14 protein-coding genes are annotated in these 14,788 nt (G+C 61.5%); 7 read left to right on the top strand and 7 right to left on the bottom strand.

Annotated elements, in window-relative coordinates; translation table 11 throughout:
- Positions 1–47: 47 nt before the first annotated feature.
- From V8Z65_RS13665 to V8Z65_RS13640, 6 genes are all read right to left on the bottom strand, one after another.
- A complete protein-coding gene (locus V8Z65_RS13665; RefSeq protein ID WP_338720704.1) occupies positions 48–1,031 on the bottom strand; it encodes an aldo/keto reductase in 984 nt (327 codons plus the stop codon).
- 1 nt (position 1,032) lies between these two features.
- A complete protein-coding gene (locus tag V8Z65_RS13660; protein ID WP_338720703.1) occupies positions 1,033–2,034 on the bottom strand; it encodes a sugar-binding transcriptional regulator in 1,002 nt (333 codons plus the stop codon).
- Between the two features lie 4 nt (positions 2,035–2,038).
- Positions 2,039–3,007 (bottom strand): ABC transporter permease, encoded by a 969-nt coding sequence (locus tag V8Z65_RS13655; protein ID WP_338724026.1) that lies wholly within the window; start codon positions 3,005–3,007, stop codon positions 2,039–2,041.
- A gap of 38 nt (positions 3,008–3,045) precedes the next feature.
- Positions 3,046–4,566, bottom strand: a complete 1,521-nt coding sequence (locus V8Z65_RS13650) for a sugar ABC transporter ATP-binding protein (RefSeq protein ID WP_338720702.1) — start codon at positions 4,564–4,566, stop codon at positions 3,046–3,048.
- Between the two features lie 76 nt (positions 4,567–4,642).
- Complete coding sequence (locus tag V8Z65_RS13645; RefSeq protein ID WP_338720701.1) at positions 4,643–5,662, bottom strand: substrate-binding domain-containing protein; 1,020 nt, start codon at positions 5,660–5,662, stop codon at positions 4,643–4,645.
- Positions 5,663–6,005: 343 nt separating this feature from the next.
- On the bottom strand, positions 6,006–7,202 hold the full coding sequence (locus tag V8Z65_RS13640; RefSeq protein WP_338720700.1) for an ROK family transcriptional regulator: 1,197 nt from the start codon (positions 7,200–7,202) through the stop codon (positions 6,006–6,008).
- Positions 7,203–7,429: 227 nt separating this feature from the next.
- On the opposite strand from V8Z65_RS13640, the gene V8Z65_RS13635 reads away from it, so the two are divergent.
- From V8Z65_RS13635 to V8Z65_RS13625, 3 genes are all read left to right on the top strand, one after another.
- On the top strand, positions 7,430–8,404 hold the full coding sequence (locus tag V8Z65_RS13635; protein ID WP_338724024.1) for a sugar ABC transporter substrate-binding protein: 975 nt from the start codon (positions 7,430–7,432) through the stop codon (positions 8,402–8,404).
- Positions 8,405–8,482: 78 nt separating this feature from the next.
- Entirely contained in the window at positions 8,483–9,541 is a 1,059-nt protein-coding gene (locus V8Z65_RS13630; RefSeq protein WP_338720699.1) for an ABC transporter permease, read from the top strand.
- Positions 9,541–10,320, top strand: a complete 780-nt coding sequence (locus tag V8Z65_RS13625) for an ATP-binding cassette domain-containing protein (RefSeq protein ID WP_338720698.1) — start codon at positions 9,541–9,543, stop codon at positions 10,318–10,320. Before V8Z65_RS13630 ends, V8Z65_RS13625 begins: the two co-directional genes overlap by 1 nt.
- A 25-nt stretch (positions 10,321–10,345) precedes the next feature.
- On the opposite strand, the gene V8Z65_RS13620 is transcribed toward V8Z65_RS13625, so the two are convergent.
- Complete coding sequence (locus V8Z65_RS13620) at positions 10,346–11,035, bottom strand: sulfite exporter TauE/SafE family protein (RefSeq protein WP_338720697.1); 690 nt, start codon at positions 11,033–11,035, stop codon at positions 10,346–10,348.
- Positions 11,036–11,355: 320 nt separating this feature from the next.
- Here V8Z65_RS13620 and ccoN point away from each other — a divergent pair, with 320 nt between their 5' ends.
- From ccoN to ccoP, 4 genes are read left to right on the top strand one after another with little or no spacing between them, the layout of a single operon-like run.
- Positions 11,356–12,957 (top strand): cytochrome-c oxidase, cbb3-type subunit I, encoded by a 1,602-nt coding sequence (ccoN, locus tag V8Z65_RS13615; protein WP_338720696.1) that lies wholly within the window; start codon positions 11,356–11,358, stop codon positions 12,955–12,957.
- A 10-nt stretch (positions 12,958–12,967) separates the two neighbouring features.
- Positions 12,968–13,699 carry a cytochrome-c oxidase, cbb3-type subunit II gene (ccoO, locus tag V8Z65_RS13610; protein ID WP_338720695.1) on the top strand — a complete coding sequence of 244 codons (732 nt, stop codon included), beginning with the start codon at positions 12,968–12,970 and terminating at the stop codon, positions 13,697–13,699.
- Positions 13,700–13,709: 10 nt separating this feature from the next.
- On the top strand, positions 13,710–13,880 hold the full coding sequence (locus V8Z65_RS13605; protein ID WP_338720694.1) for a cbb3-type cytochrome c oxidase subunit 3: 171 nt from the start codon (positions 13,710–13,712) through the stop codon (positions 13,878–13,880).
- The gene (gene ccoP / locus V8Z65_RS13600; RefSeq protein ID WP_338720693.1) at positions 13,873–14,751 is read left to right on the top strand and encodes a cytochrome-c oxidase, cbb3-type subunit III; all 879 of its coding nucleotides are present in this window, start codon (positions 13,873–13,875) and stop codon (positions 14,749–14,751) included. Before V8Z65_RS13605 ends, ccoP begins: the two co-directional genes overlap by 8 nt.
- The last annotated feature ends 37 nt before the right edge of the window (positions 14,752–14,788 follow it).

Raw genomic sequence — 14,788 nt, 5'->3', positions numbered from 1 at the left:
TGTCTCGCGACAGCGCTGCTTGTGGTCTCGGCGATGTGGTTCTGGCCCTAGGTGTCGAGTGTTGAGAGATGTCTGGTCACGGCATCATCCATGGTCCGAACGTCCTGCTCACTCAGTCGTATCCGCGCCGCGGCGGCATTCTCGCGCGCCTGTTCGGGGGTTCGGGCGCCGCATAGGGCGAAGGTGATCCCCGGCCTTCGCACCGTCCAGGCAATGACCAGCTGGGAGAGCGTGGCATCATGCGCCTTTGCGATCGGCGCGATCTCCTCCATCAGTGCGGCCACCTTGATCCTGTTGGCGGTCGAAAAATGCGGATCGGTCCGGCGCTGGTCGTCCCCCTCGAACTGGCGATCCGGCCCCACCTTGCCGGTCAGCAGGCCGCGCGACAGCGACGAATAGCTGAGGATTGAGACGCCGTTCTCCTGGCACAGCGGCAGCAGGGTCCGTTCGAGGCCACGCTTGGCCATCGAATACTCTTCCTGGATGGCGTCGATCTGGCCCGCCGCGAGATAGGCCTTGAGATCGTCCTCAGACACATTGCTGGCGCCAATCGAGCCGATCTTGCCCTGCCGCTTCAGGTCCTCGAGCGCATCCATGGTCTCGGCAATTGGCGTGGTCGGGTCCTGCCAGTGGGTGATGTAATGATCAATATGGTCCGTCCCCAGCCGCCTCAGGCTCTGCTCCACTTCGTAGAAGATCGCGTCGCGTCCGAGATAGCGATGGACGGGCTTGCCGCCATAGTCGAAGAAATGGCGACCTTTGTCGGTATGCCAGACCAGACCGCATTTGGTGGCGATCACGACCTCGTCGCGGCGCCCCTTGATGGCGCGGCCGACCAATTCCTCGGCAAGGCCCTGGCCATAGGCCGGGGCCGTGTCGATCAGGCTCACACCCTCGTCAATCGCGGCCCGGATGGCGGCGATGGATTGGGTTTCGTCGGTTCCACCCCACATCCAGCCGCCGATCGCCCAGGTGCCCAGCCCCACCGGAGAGGCCTTGATCGCAGAGGTGCCGATGCGGCGATTGCTCATGTCATGCAACATGCGTCTGACCCTCCATCGCTTGCAGGACCTGAGATGCGGTTTCCTCATCGACAACCAGCGAGTTGAGAAAGCCGCCATTGAGCACGGCGCGGATTGGCAGGACCTTGTCCGAGCCGGCGGCGACACCGATGACCTTGCGGCAGTTGGAGAGCTCCCCGGGCGCAAGCGCGACCAGCCGCGAATTGAGCGAATAGTCGGCTATGGCGCCGCTCTCGTTGATAAGGTGGGCGAGAAATTCCGCCACCACGCCGCCCCGGATCAGCTTTTCCCGGTCGGCGGTAGAATCGGGGTGCAGGTCGTAATAGCTCGAACCGGCCGTTTGAATGGAGCCTACGCCCACCAGGGCGATAGCGGCCTGCCGCGCCAGATGAAGGGTTTCCTTGACCGAGGGCAGGTCCATGAGCATGTCGCGTTGTTCGACGCTTTCGGCAAACAGCGGGGCGTGCATCAGATGCGTCTGTCCACCGAGGCGTTCCGCCAGGCGCGAGGCCAAGTGGTTGACGTCAGTATGATATTTGCCCTGAACGCCGCCGGTCAGGGGCACGACGGTGATATCGAAACTGCGCTCGGGCTCGAGATTGTCGACCACCGCGCTCATGGCCTTGCCGCCGGTGATGGCGATAACGTCGCCGTCGCGCAGCGATTCCAGCAGCTGGTTGGCTGCAGCACGACCGACCTGCTTCAGCGTGGTGTCGAGATTGCCGGAAATTGTCGGCGTGACCACGGCATTGGTGAGTTGGGTCGCCTGCACCAGCAGGCGCTCGATCTCCATCAGCCGCTGGAAGGGCGACTCGATTTCGATCCGCACCATGCCCTGCTTGCGACCCTGGGCAATCAGCCGGTTCACCTTGGACGTCGACAGGTTCAGCATTTCGGCAATGTCGGATTGCTTGAGGCCTTCCAGGAAGTGCATCACCAGCACGGTGTGGATCTGACGCGCGGATTCGAACTCGCTATTGTCCGTCATTTCTTCGCCCAATCGCTTCAACATGGCCTCAGCCCCGCCGCTTGCTCAGATAGTGATCGATGGTCACCGCAGCCAGCAGGATGGAGCCCCGGATTATGTCCTGCCAGTAGACCGATACGTCCAGCAGGGCCAGTGAGCTTGACACCACTGAAAGCAGGATCGTCCCCAGAATTGCGCCCAGAATGGTGCCCGATCCGCCCGAGAGGCTAGCGCCACCGATCACCGCCGCGGCGATGACGTTGAGTTCCATGCCGATGCCGAATGTGGGTTGCGCCGAGCCGAAGCGCGCCATGTAGATCACGCCGGCCACACCGCAGAGGGCCGAACAGAGTGTGGTGGTGAGGAAGATCACCTTCTTGGTGCGGATGCCCGAATAGGCGGCGGCCTTCTCGTTGCTGCCTGTATAGAACACTTTCCGGAACATTGTGGTGCGGCGGAGCATGAAGTCGAAGGCGACGACCACCAGGATGAAGATGATGATGACCACGGGTATGACCCCAATCGAACCCTGGCCGATGAACTTGAACTCGGGCGGCAGGGTGAAGAGGCCGAGCGGCCGCCCACCGGTTCCGAGCAGACAGGCCCCTCGGGCAATCACCATGGCCGCCAGCGAGACGATGAAGTGGTGCAGGCCCACCTTGGTGACGAAAAAGCCCATGATGGCGCCGATGGCCGCGCAGGCAAGGATGGCGATCAATGACGCGGTCCAGGGGTCGACGCCATTGAGAAACAACAGGCCGGCAATCACCATTGCAAGGGCGGTGACCGAACCGACCGACAGGTCGATGCCGCCGGAGATCAAGAGGATCGTCATGCCGACCACGACAATGCCTTCGACTGCGAAGGCCATGGCCATGGCGCGCATGTTTTCCCAGGTGAGGAAATAGGGCGAGGCGAAGGACATCGCGGCAAACAAAGCCAGGATGATCAGGATCAGGCCGATCTCACGCATACCAGCGAGGCGGCGCCAACCTGGGGTCGGCACAGGTTCTTCCATCTGTTCGTCTTTGGCAGCCATATTGGTCTCGACCGTACTCATGAAGCCATCTCCTGGGGCAGATCGGCGCTGATGGATGCCAGATGCATGATGCGTTGTTCCGTCATGGTTTCGCCCGCGACCTCGCCGTTGACCCGCCCTTCGCGCACCACCAGGATACGGTCGCAGCAGCCGATCAATTCCGGCAACTCAGAGGAAATCACCACGATACCGACACCACTATTGGCGAGGTCCCGCAGGATCCGATGAATTTCGAGCTTTGCCCCCACATCAACCCCGCGGGTCGGTTCGTCGAGGAAAATGACCTTGGGGTTGACCGAGAGCAGTTTGGCAATCGCCACCTTCTGCTGGTTTCCACCCGATAGCGACGAGACAGGGTGTGAGAGACTGCCGTATCTGAGGTTGAGGCGGCGGCCCAGTTCACGCGCCAGCGTTGCCTCACGGCGGCTGTCGATCAGTCCGGCCCTGCTGATCTGTTCCAGCTTCAGCGCCGAAACATTTGCCTGGATGGGCAGATCGAGGAACAGGCCGTCTCCCTTCCTGTCCTCAGAAAGATAGACCATGCCAGCGTCAATGCTTTGCTGGTAGCGGCGCAACGGCAGCACATTGCCATTCAGGCGCACGTCGCCGGTGGCATGAGGATCAATCCGGCAGATACCCTTGACGATTTCACTGCGGCCGGCCCCGATCAGCCCGCCCAGCCCCAGGATTTCTCCGTGGTGGAGGGTGAAGCTGACATCCTGGAAGCGGCCAGGGCTCGAGAGTCCGTCGACCTGAAGGATGACCTCCCCATCGGTGGGAGTACCGACGGCCTTGGCCGGATAACGCGCATCGATCTCACGACCCACCATGGCGTTGACGACCTGGGTGGGCGTGGTTTCGGCAACATGATGCGTGACGATATATTGGCCGTCGCGGAAGACGGACACACGATCGCAATGGTCGAAAATCTCCGCCATGCGGTGGGAAATGTAGATGATGGCAATGCCGCGCGCGGCCAGGCGATGCATGATGGCAAAGAGCGCCTGGGCCTCGCGCTCAGTCAGCGCGGCGGTCGGCTCGTCGAGAATGAGAATGCGGCAGTCCAAAGTCAGGGCCTTGGCGATCTCGACCAGTTGCTGCTGGGAGATGGACAGGCCGGCGACGAGCGCGGACGGATCGATGTCACCCAGCTCCGACAGGATATCCCTGGCGCGCCGCCTGAGGCTGGCATAGTCCACCAGTGGAGCCCGGCTGACATTGGTGGATGCCATGAAGATGTTTTCGGCTACCGACACGTCCGGACAAAGCGCGATTTCCTGATGCACCTGGCCAATGCCCAGCCGTTGTGCCGCCGCCGGCGAGGCGATCCGCACCGCCTGATCGTCAATGCGGATCTCTCCGCTGTCTGGCTGCAATATGCCGTTGATGATGTTCATCAGCGTGGATTTGCCGGCGCCGTTCTCTCCGGCAAGCGCGTGGATCTCGCCGCGTCGCAGCTCGAAACTGGCGTCGCGCAGGGCTTGAATCGCCCCAAACGCCTTACTCAGCTTGCTCACCCTCAGGATGACGTCGGACATGGTGTTTCTCGCCTGGTCTGGAGCCCACGCCGGAATCCTTGTCACGGCGCAGGTCGTTTGCCGGAAAGCCGGATCGTCAGTTGGGATCGCGGCCGTCCATGTAGACGTTGAGATCGAAGGAGTCGGCATTGTCCTTGGTGATGACGGCAAAGCCATTGTCCACGAAGGGGATTTGCATGGGATTGTAGCCCGAGACCTTATAGTCGTTGAACGGATCGAACATGTCCGAATGGGCGGCGAGGAAAGTGGCCAGGAAGCCAACAAAGCCCTGAATGCCCTGGTTGGGATTGAGCGCCATATGGATATTGCCGGCGCGGATATGTTCCAGCGTCGTTGGCGTGATGTCGGCATGCATGATCAGCACGTCCGACTTGGCTTCCAAGACGGCTGCGACAGCGCCTTCGGCCGAGCCGGCCTCGGGAATCCACATGGCGTCGAGCTCTGGATTGGCCTGCAGGATGGAAGCCGTGGCGCGATAGGCGGCATTGCTGTCCTGATTGGTAGCCTGGCGCCCGACCAGTTCCATATTCGGATAGTTCTCCGCCATATAGTCGATGAAGGCGGTAACGCGCAGGTCGTGATTGCTCTGGCCCGGGTTTTCCAGCACCGCATATTCCCCGGTATCGCCGACCTGTTTGACGATCTCCTCGGCGGCGAACTTGGCTTCGGCCACATTGTCGGAGGTGATGTAGGCGGTGCGGTTCGAATTCGGCGAGTCCGCCGCGAAAGTCACCACTTCCACCCCGGATTCGATGGCTCGGTTGATCGGCTCGATGAAGGGATCGGACTGCATCGGGTGGAGCAGGATCCCTGCCGGCTTTTTCACCAGGTCCTGCTCGAAAGAGGCAATCTGCTTGGTGATGTCGTAGTCAGGCGTGCCCGAGAAGACCGTCTCGCAGCCCATTGCTTCGGCTGCCTGCTTAAAGCCCTGGTACACTGGTACCCAATAGGGATGCGCCGAGACCATCACGTTCATGATGTAGGTCTCGCCGGGCTCGCATTGGAACTGGCTCTGCGCCTGGGCGGATGGGATGCCGGCGGATGCGAGCGCGCCGGTCAGGACGGCGACAGCGCCGACCTTGAAGAACTTCGTCATAATCTCTCCTCCGATGAAACGAGATAGCATCCGGCCCTCCCGGCCTTGGAAAAAATCTCGTGCTGCGGTTTTTATTGCAACGCGATGCGGTGTAGCCCGGGCTGCTCCGTGAGTCAACGGAATTGAGGAAAATTCTATGATGTGAAATTTATTGCAAGTGTCCATCTGGACCGTCGCGGTGGTCGCGCCTATCCGGTGCCCGGAAGGGCAATAGGTCCGTGGTGTCTGTGTTAGCGCCGTTGCAACCCGTCGTGCCGCCGGACGTGTTGGGTCGCCAGTCGGTCAAAAAGCCAGCGGCGGGCAGAATGATGGGGTGCGCATGGGCAGGCCGGCCCAGGCTAAGCTATTGCAATAGCAGGCCGCTATTCATGAAGTAGCGCTCGAAGAGCGGTGTCGTGGCTGCGCCGATGGCGCGGGCATTGAAGCCGACAGCCGCCGCCTCCACCTTTGGTGCGATCAGGCCCCGCATATCCTGATTGACCAGATAGCGCCGCGTGCGCTCGACCAGTTCGTGCCTGACCGAGGGCGGAAAGGCGCCATCGATGAGGATTGCCTCGAAATCGATGACCGCGCAAACCGACAGGCTGGCTCGGGCCAGCTCCTGTGCGGTGCGGCCAAGCCATGGCTCGACAAAGCGCGAGAAACGATCCCAGTCCTGTGGCTGCTCCCAGAGGGCTGCGGGGTCGTGGCCATTTTCGGCCAGGCGCGTTTCGAGCAGGTGGATCGAGGCGGTGTCGATCAATTGCTGGCTTTCGCCCTGTGGCCCAAAGCTGCGCAGCGAACCCAGAGCCCCAGCATTGCCGCGGTGTCCCTGATAGACCGAGTGATTGAGCACGATACCGCCGCCAACAAAGGCACCAATAAAAAAATAGGCGTAGTCGCGAAATTCTTTGCCGCGCCCATAGATGTGCTCGGCCTGGCATCCAGCCGTGGCATCGTTGACAACGTACACCGGCAGACTGGTGAACCTGGCCACTTCGGCGGCGATGTCGATATTCTGCCAGGAGGCGGTGAACTGGTCTGGTGGCGCGCCCACCAGTTCGCTCCATTTCCACAATTCGAACGGCATGCCGACGCCGATCCCGCATATGCGGGCCCGCTCCGCTGGCGTGCAGTGTTGCTGGATTTCGGCGATTCCCCGCTCGAGAAAGGCGAAGATCGGCCCGGGCAGGGGATAGGGATAGGTCATCTGCAATTGATGCCGCACCGTGCCGCGGAAATCGGTGAGCAATAGCACCGCGCTGCGGCGCCCAATCTTGCAGCCGAAGGAAAACACGCCGCCCTCGGCCAGGCTCATGGGTACCGAGGGCTTGCCCACCTTGCCCTTGACCGGCGTTCCGCGGGCCAGCAGCCCCTCGGCCTCCATCTCGCGCAGGATGATCGACACCGTCTGCGGCGATAGATTTGCCAGGCGCGCCAGATCGCTGCCGGCCATCGGGCCATGGCGCTGCAACAGCGTCAGCAGCAGGCGCTCGTTATGGTCGCGAACCCCACTCTGGTTCACGCCGCGGCTGACGGTTCTGATGATCGGCTCTCCCATGGCGGGCACCATAGAGACAGCTTTTGAGAAGCGGAAGATGGTCCGGGCATAATAAATAAATAAATTAGATTTATATATTGACGGGCCGCCGGAATGCCGCCACGATAATGGCGTCAATCGTGCAAGGCCGAGGTCGAGCGGGGCGGAGGAGCCCCGTCAAAGCCGGCCGAAAGGGAGAGAGAATCTTGAAAAAGCTGCTTGTTGGCACAGCACTGTGCCTCGCCGCCATGACCGGTACCGCCATGGCCCAGGACGTTTCCGCCTGCCTTATTACCAAGACGGACACCAATCCCTTCTTCGTCAAGATGAAGGAAGGCGCTGAAGCCAAGGCTGCCGAGCTTGGGGTGACGCTGAAGTCGTTCGCCGGCAAGATCGACGGCGATCACGAGACGCAGGTCGCGGCCATCGAAACCTGCATTGCGGACGGCGCCAGCGGCATTTTGCTGACGGCTTCAGACACCTCGGCCATTGTGCAGTCGGTACAGAAGGCACGCGATGCCGGACTGGTTGTGATCGCGTTGGACACGCCGCTCAACCCGATCGATGCGGCTGACGCGACCTTCGCAACCGACAACTTCCTGGCCGGTGAACTGATCGGCAAATGGGCCGCCGGTAAGCTTGGCGCCGATGGCGTAGCCAATGCCAAGATTGCCATGCTCGACCTGGCTGTCAGCCAGCCCAGCGTGGACGTGCTGCGCGATCAGGGCTTCCTGACCGGCTTCGGCATTGACGTTGCCGACGGCAACAAATGGGGCGACGAGACCGATCCCCGCATCGTGGGTCACGACGTCACCGCAGGCAATGAGGAGGGCGGCCGCAAGGCCATGGAAAACCTTCTGGCCAAGGACCCCATGATCAATGTGGTCTATACCATCAACGAGCCTTCTGCGGCTGGTGCCTATGAGGCGCTTAAGTCCTTTGGTCGTGAAAACGACGTGCTGATCGTCTCGGTCGACGGCGGCTGCCCCGGCGTAGCCAATGTCAAGGATGGCGTGATCGGCGCTACCTCCCAGCAATATCCGCTGCAGATGGCAGCGCTGGGCGTGGAGGCGATCAAGGCCTGGGCCGACAGCGGTGCCAAGCCTGAACCGACCCCTGGCAAGGACTTCTTCGACACCGGCGTGAGCCTGGTGACCGATGAACCCGTCGATGGCGTCGAATCCATCGATAGCACCGAGGGTGCAGCCCTCTGCTGGGGCTAAGCTGAAATCTGAGATATGATCTGGCAGGGGTGGCCGTGGCCGCCTCTGCCAGGCCAATGGGATCCGGGGAGGAAATCCATGTCCAACCAGTCGGGGGCCGATAGCGGCCTCGCGCCCGGCGGCGACGCCGTTGCCAGTTTTGCCTATCAGCACACCCTGTTGTCGCGCGTGCAGCATGCGCTGCATTCCAATCCGGCACTGGTGCCGCTGATCGTGCTGATCCTGTCGATCCTGGTCTTCGGCGCGTTGCTCGGCTCGAAGTTTTTTTCGTCCTTCGCGCTGACGCTGATCCTGCAGCAGGTGGCTATTGTCGGCATTGTGGGGGCGGCGCAATCGCTGGTGATCCTCACCGCCGGTATCGACCTCTCGGTGGGTGCTATCATGGTTTTGAGCTCGGTCATTATGGGCCAGTTCACCTTCCGCCTCGGTCTGCCGCCTGCATTGGCCGTGGTCTGTGGATTGGCTGTCGGGACCTTTATCGGCTTTATTAATGGCTGGCTGATTGCGCGCATCAAGCTGCCCCCCTTCATCGTCACCCTGGGCATGTGGCAAATCGCGCTTGCCACCAATTTCCTCTATTCGGGCAATGAGACGATCCGCGCCCAGGAAATCGAAGTCAGCGCACCGCTGCTGCAGTTCTTCGGCCAGTCCTTTTCGGTGGGTGGCGCAGTGTTCACCTATGGGGTGATCTTCTTCATCCTGCTGGTTCTGGTGTTGGCCTATATATTGCGGCACACCGCCTGGGGCCGCCATGTTTACGCCGTTGGTGACGACCCCGACGCGGCTGAGCTCTCCGGCGTCAATTCGCGCAAGGTGCTCATTTCCGTCTATGCGCTGTCCGGGCTCATCTGTGCCTTTGCCGGCTGGGTGCTCATCGGCCGCATCGGCTCGGTTTCGCCCACTTCCGGCCAGTCGGCCAATATCGAATCCATCACCGCCGTGGTGATCGGTGGCATTTCGCTCTTTGGCGGGCGCGGCTCGATCCTCGGGATGTTCTTCGGGGCGCTGATCGTCGGCGTCTTCTCGCTGGGTCTTCGCCTGCTCGGGGCGGACGCCCAATGGACCTACCTCCTTATCGGCGCGCTCATCATCGGCGCTGTCGCCGTGGACCAGTGGATCAGAAAGGTTTCTGCCTGATGCAACCCGTTCTTTCCGCCCGCGCCCTCAACAAGCGCTATGGCCGCGTCACCGCCCTGGACAATTGCGATTTCGACCTGATGCCGGGGGAGATCCTGGCCGTCATCGGCGATAATGGCGCCGGCAAATCCTCGCTGATCAAGGCGCTTTCCGGGGCCATTCAGCCCGATAGCGGCGAGATATTCCTTGAGGGGCAGCAGGTGCATTTCTCCTCCCCCATCGACGCTCGCAATGCCGGGGTTGAAACGGTCTATCAGACCCTTGCCATGTCGCCGGCGCTCTCGATTGCCGACAATATGTTCATGGGCCGGGAAATCCGTAAATCGGGCTTTATGGGCCAGGTACTACGCCAGCTCGACCGGCCGACCATGGAGCGCATTGCGCGGGAAAAGTTGTCCGAACTCGGATTGATGACCATCCAGAACATCAACCAGGCGGTGGAAACGCTGTCCGGCGGCCAGCGTCAGGGCGTGGCAGTGGCTCGTGCGGCAGCTTTCGGCTCCAAGGTCATTATTCTGGACGAACCGACGGCAGCGCTGGGCGTCAAGGAGTCGCGGCGGGTGCTGGACCTTATCCAGGATGTGCGGGCGCGTGGTATTCCGATCATCCTGATCAGCCACAACATGCCGCATGTGTTCGAAGTGGCGAACCGCATCCACGTGCATCGACTGGGGCGACGCCTGTGCGTCATCGATCCCAAGGACTATACCATGTCCGATGCCGTGGCTTTTATGACCGGTGCAAAGGCGGCTCCTGGAAGCACCGCCAACGCCGCCTAGTCGGTCGCGCGGTCTGATCGGGCGATCAGGTGATGCATAAAGGGCTGCCCGGCGTTGTCAGGGCGAAAGCCAATAGGCCGGCGCCGATCAGGATTGCGCCGGCCAGTTTGCGGCCGGGGCCGGTGCGCCAGCCAGCGGCGCGATGGAGCGAGAGTGCCGAGATCATGACCGGGACTGTCGTGACCAGGCCAAAGACCAGCATCATGAGCATGGCTTGCTCGACCGAGCCAAGCAGCATAGCATTGAAGATAGCAATATAGACCAGGGGGCAGGGCGTGAGCCCCCAGAGGAGCCCGGAGACGAGGTCCAGTTCGGGGCCCGATTGGGAAAGAAAGAAGCGCGCCCGCGCCACCTGGTTGGCCATTGGCGCAAGGGCCCGATCCAGGCCGGCCACCGAAGGCACGAGGCCGGCAGTCGACAGGCCTATCCAGAGAACGATCGTGGCGGCAAGCCATTGCAGCGCCACATGGACGGCGCTGAGATCGAGCGCGCGATAGAGGCCTGCGCCGAAGGCGCCAAAGACCAGCCCCAGCATAATATAGGCCAGGACGCGGCCGACCTGCATCATGGCCAACCTCTGCCAGGCGGGACGCGTGGTGGCGTCAGGCCCGGCCGCTGTCAGTAGGGCGCAGCCGATTGCCCCGCACATGCCGGCGCAATGGAGTGCCGCGCCCACACCCAGGGCGGCGCCCCAGACTACAGCATCAGAGATCATTGCAGACCCGAATTGGGGCGCGTCGCGGGCGTTATGGGCGCCACTTGCCGCGTCGGGTCCGGTGACGCATCCGCCGAAGTTGCCTGTTTGCGATATTGGGCGAGAACCTGACAGAAGCCGGGCCTGGCGGCTGCCTGGTTTGGCGCCGACTGATGGCCAGGTTTGGATGGTGCCGGTTTCATTGCAGTTCCTCCAATGCTTGCGGGGACAGCATCGCAGCGGCACTGAACCGGTCCTTGATCCAAATCAAAGTCTGCCCCTGTGGCTGCGCATACTTAGCCTGACGGCAGGTCTGTGCCGGCTAGGCTTGGGGAAACGATGTGAACAAGGGATGGATTATTGGCCTTGGTGGCGGAACACTGGCTGCGGCGCTGCTTTCCGGGCTGGCCGTAGACGCACCATTTCGCCTGCATATGGGTATATTGACCCTGGTGCTAGGCCTGGCAACGCTGGTGGCCTTGCGATTGCCCAATCGTGCGGAAAGTGTCGCAGGCGAGGCCAGCTATATGGATGGCCCGGTCAGGGTCGGCTCGCTGCTGACCGTATTCTGGGGCGTTGTCGGCTTTCTGGTCGGGGTGGTGGTTGCGACGCAACTGGCGTTCCCCGAACTCAATTTCGGCCCATGGCTTACCTTTAGCCGACTGCGGCCGCTGCATACATCAGCGGTGGTTTTTGCATTCGGCGGCACTGCACTTCTGACCACAAGCTTCTATGTGGTCCAGCGCACCAGCCGGGCCCGCCTGTTTGGGGGCGATCTGGCCTGGTTCGTGTTCTGGGGCTACCAGCTTTTCATCGTTATGGCGGCGACCGGCTATCTGCTGGGCATCACGCAAGGCCGCGAATATGCCGAGCCGGAATGGTATGTCGATCTGTGGCTGACCGTGGTCTGGGTCGCGTATCTAATCCTGTTCCTGGGCACGCTCCTTAAACGCAAGGAGCCCCATATCTATGTGGCGAACTGGTTCTACCTGGCCTTCATCGTCACGGTGGCGATGCTGCATGTGGTCAACAATCTGGCGGTGCCGGTCTCGGTCTTCGGATCGCGGAGCTATTCGCTGTTCTCGGGCGTGCAGGATGCGCTGACCCAGTGGTGGTACGGCCACAATGCTGTGGGCTTTTTCCTCACCGCCGGCTTTCTGGGGATGATGTATTACTACATGCCCAAGCAGGCTGAGCGCCCGGTCTATTCATACCGGCTCTCGATCATCCACTTCTGGTCGCTGATCTTCCTCTATATCTGGGCCGGCCCGCACCACCTGCATTATACCGCGCTGCCCGACTGGGCGCAGACGCTGGGCATGGTGTTTTCGGTCATGCTCTGGATGCCGAGCTGGGGCGGCATGATCAATGGCCTGATGACCCTGCGCGGCGCCTGGGACAAGCTCCGGACCGATCCGATCATCCGCATGATGGTCATTGCGGTCGCCTTCTACGGCATGTCCACCTTCGAAGGCCCGGTCATGTCGATCAAGTCGGTCAACGGGCTCAGCCACTATACCGACTGGACCATCGGCCACGTGCATTCGGGTGCCCTGGGTTGGGTCGGCATGATCTCGTTCGGCGCCGTCTATTTCATGGTGCCGCGCCTTTGGGGTCGCGAGCGGCTCTATTCGCTGCGCATGGTCAATTGGCACTTCTGGCTGGCGACGCTGGGCATCGTGGTCTACGCGGCTGCCATGTGGGTCGCCGGCATCATGCAGGGCCTGATGTGGCGCGAATACGATAGCCAGGGGTTCCTGGTCTATTCCTTCGCCGAAACCGTGGCGGCCATGCACCCCTACTATGTCATGCGCCTGGGTGGCGGCCTGCTCTACCTGATCGGTGGCCTGGTCATGGCCTACAACGTCTTGATGACCGTCGCCGGCAGGGTGCGCACCGAGCGCCCCATGCCGAGCCCGGCCAACCTGCAGCCCGCTGAGTAAGGAGCTCACAATGTCCATTCTTGCCAAGCACGGCATTATCGAACGCAATGCTTCGCTGCTCCTGGTCGGTTCGCTCATCGTGGTGGCCATTGGCGGCATCGTGGAAATCGCGCCGCTGTTTTACTTCCAGAACACCATCGAAAAGGTCGATGGCATGCGGCCCTATTCGCCGCTCGAGCTGGCGGGGCGCGACATCTATATCCGCGAAGGCTGCTATACCTGTCACAGCCAGATGATCCGTCCGTTCCGCGACGAGGTCGAGCGCTACGGCCATTACTCGCTGGCGGCGGAGTCGATGTATGACCACCCGTTCCAGTGGGGGTCCAAGCGTACCGGCCCGGACCTAGCCCGTGTCGGTGGCCGCTATTCCAACGAGTGGCAGGTTCAGCATCTGAGCGACCCGCGCTCGGTCGTGCCTGAGTCGGTCATGCCGAGCTATTCATTCCTGTCGCTCACCACGCTCGATTATGGGACCATTACGGGTAAGTTGCAGGCCAATGCCACGGTCGGCGTGCCCTATACGCCCGAGATGATTGAGGCAGCCACCGCGGACCTGCTCGCCCAGGCCACGCCTGATGCGGACACGTCTGATCTGACAGCCCGTTATCCCAAGGCAGTGGTGGGTGATTTTGACGGTGATCCGAGCAGGGTCACGGAAATGGATGCCCTGGTCGCCTATCTGCAGATGCTCGGCACGCTGGTCGAATTCGACAGCTACGACGCCGAGGCCAATTTCCGTTGAGGATGTGACGATGGATTATGACGCTTTGCGGCACTTCGCCGACTCCTGGGGACTTGTCTACATGTTCGGAATTTTCCTGGCGGTCATCCTCTTCCTGCTTCGTCCCAGCGCCCGCCAGCGGGCGGTAGACGCAGCCCAGATTCCTCTGCGTGAGGGCGCCATGGAGATCGGCCATGACTGACAAGCACAACGAAAAGGAAATCGACGCCCTGACCGGCACCGAAACGACCGGGCATGAATGGGACGGTATCAAGGAGCTCAATACGCCCATGCCGCGCTGGTGGCTGTGGACCTTCTACGCCACGATTGCATTTTCGGTGGCTTATACGGTCCTGTTTCCTGCCTGGCCTTTGATATCGAGCGCCACCGGCGGCGTACTTGGCTATTCAAGCCGCGCCGACCTGCATCAGGATCTGAACAATGTGCAGGCGGCCAATCAGGAGGTGATCGATCGTATCGCTGCTTTGCCGCTGGATGAAATCCTGGCGGATGCGGAGCTGGTGCGGTTTGCCAATGCGGCGGGCGCCTCGGCGTTCAAGGTCAATTGCTCGCAGTGTCATGGCACGGGAGCGGCGGGTGCGGCGGGCTATCCAAACCTGAATGACGATTCCTGGATTTGGGGTGGCACAATCGAGGATATCCATACCACGATCGCCCATGGTGTCCGCTCGGCCACAGATCCCGATACCCGCTATAACCTGATGCCCAATTTCGGCACCGATGGCATGCTGGATAGCGCCCAAATTCACGACATGGTGGCCTATGTGGCGAACCTGTCGGGGATCGAGAGCGAGCCGGCCAGCGCCGATGCGCATCAATTGTTCCTCGATAATTGTGCCGGTTGCCATGGCGAGGATGCCAAGGGCATTGCCGAACTCGGCGCACCCGACCTGACCGATGCGATCTGGCTCTATGAGGGCTCTGTCGCTTCGATCGAGGCGCAGCTGACCAAGGCGCGCCATGGCATGATGCCCGCCTGGTCGGAAAAGCTGGACGATGTGACTATCAAGGAGCTGGCGGTTTACGTGCACGGTCTGGGCGGCGGTCAATAAGCGTCCGGCAGCGTTCCGCCCAATATATCGAAGGCCG

Source organism: Devosia sp. XK-2 (genome assembly GCF_037113415.1).
Taxonomy (GTDB): domain Bacteria; phylum Pseudomonadota; class Alphaproteobacteria; order Rhizobiales; family Devosiaceae; genus Devosia.
This window is presented reverse-complemented; position numbering and strand designations above follow the sequence as displayed.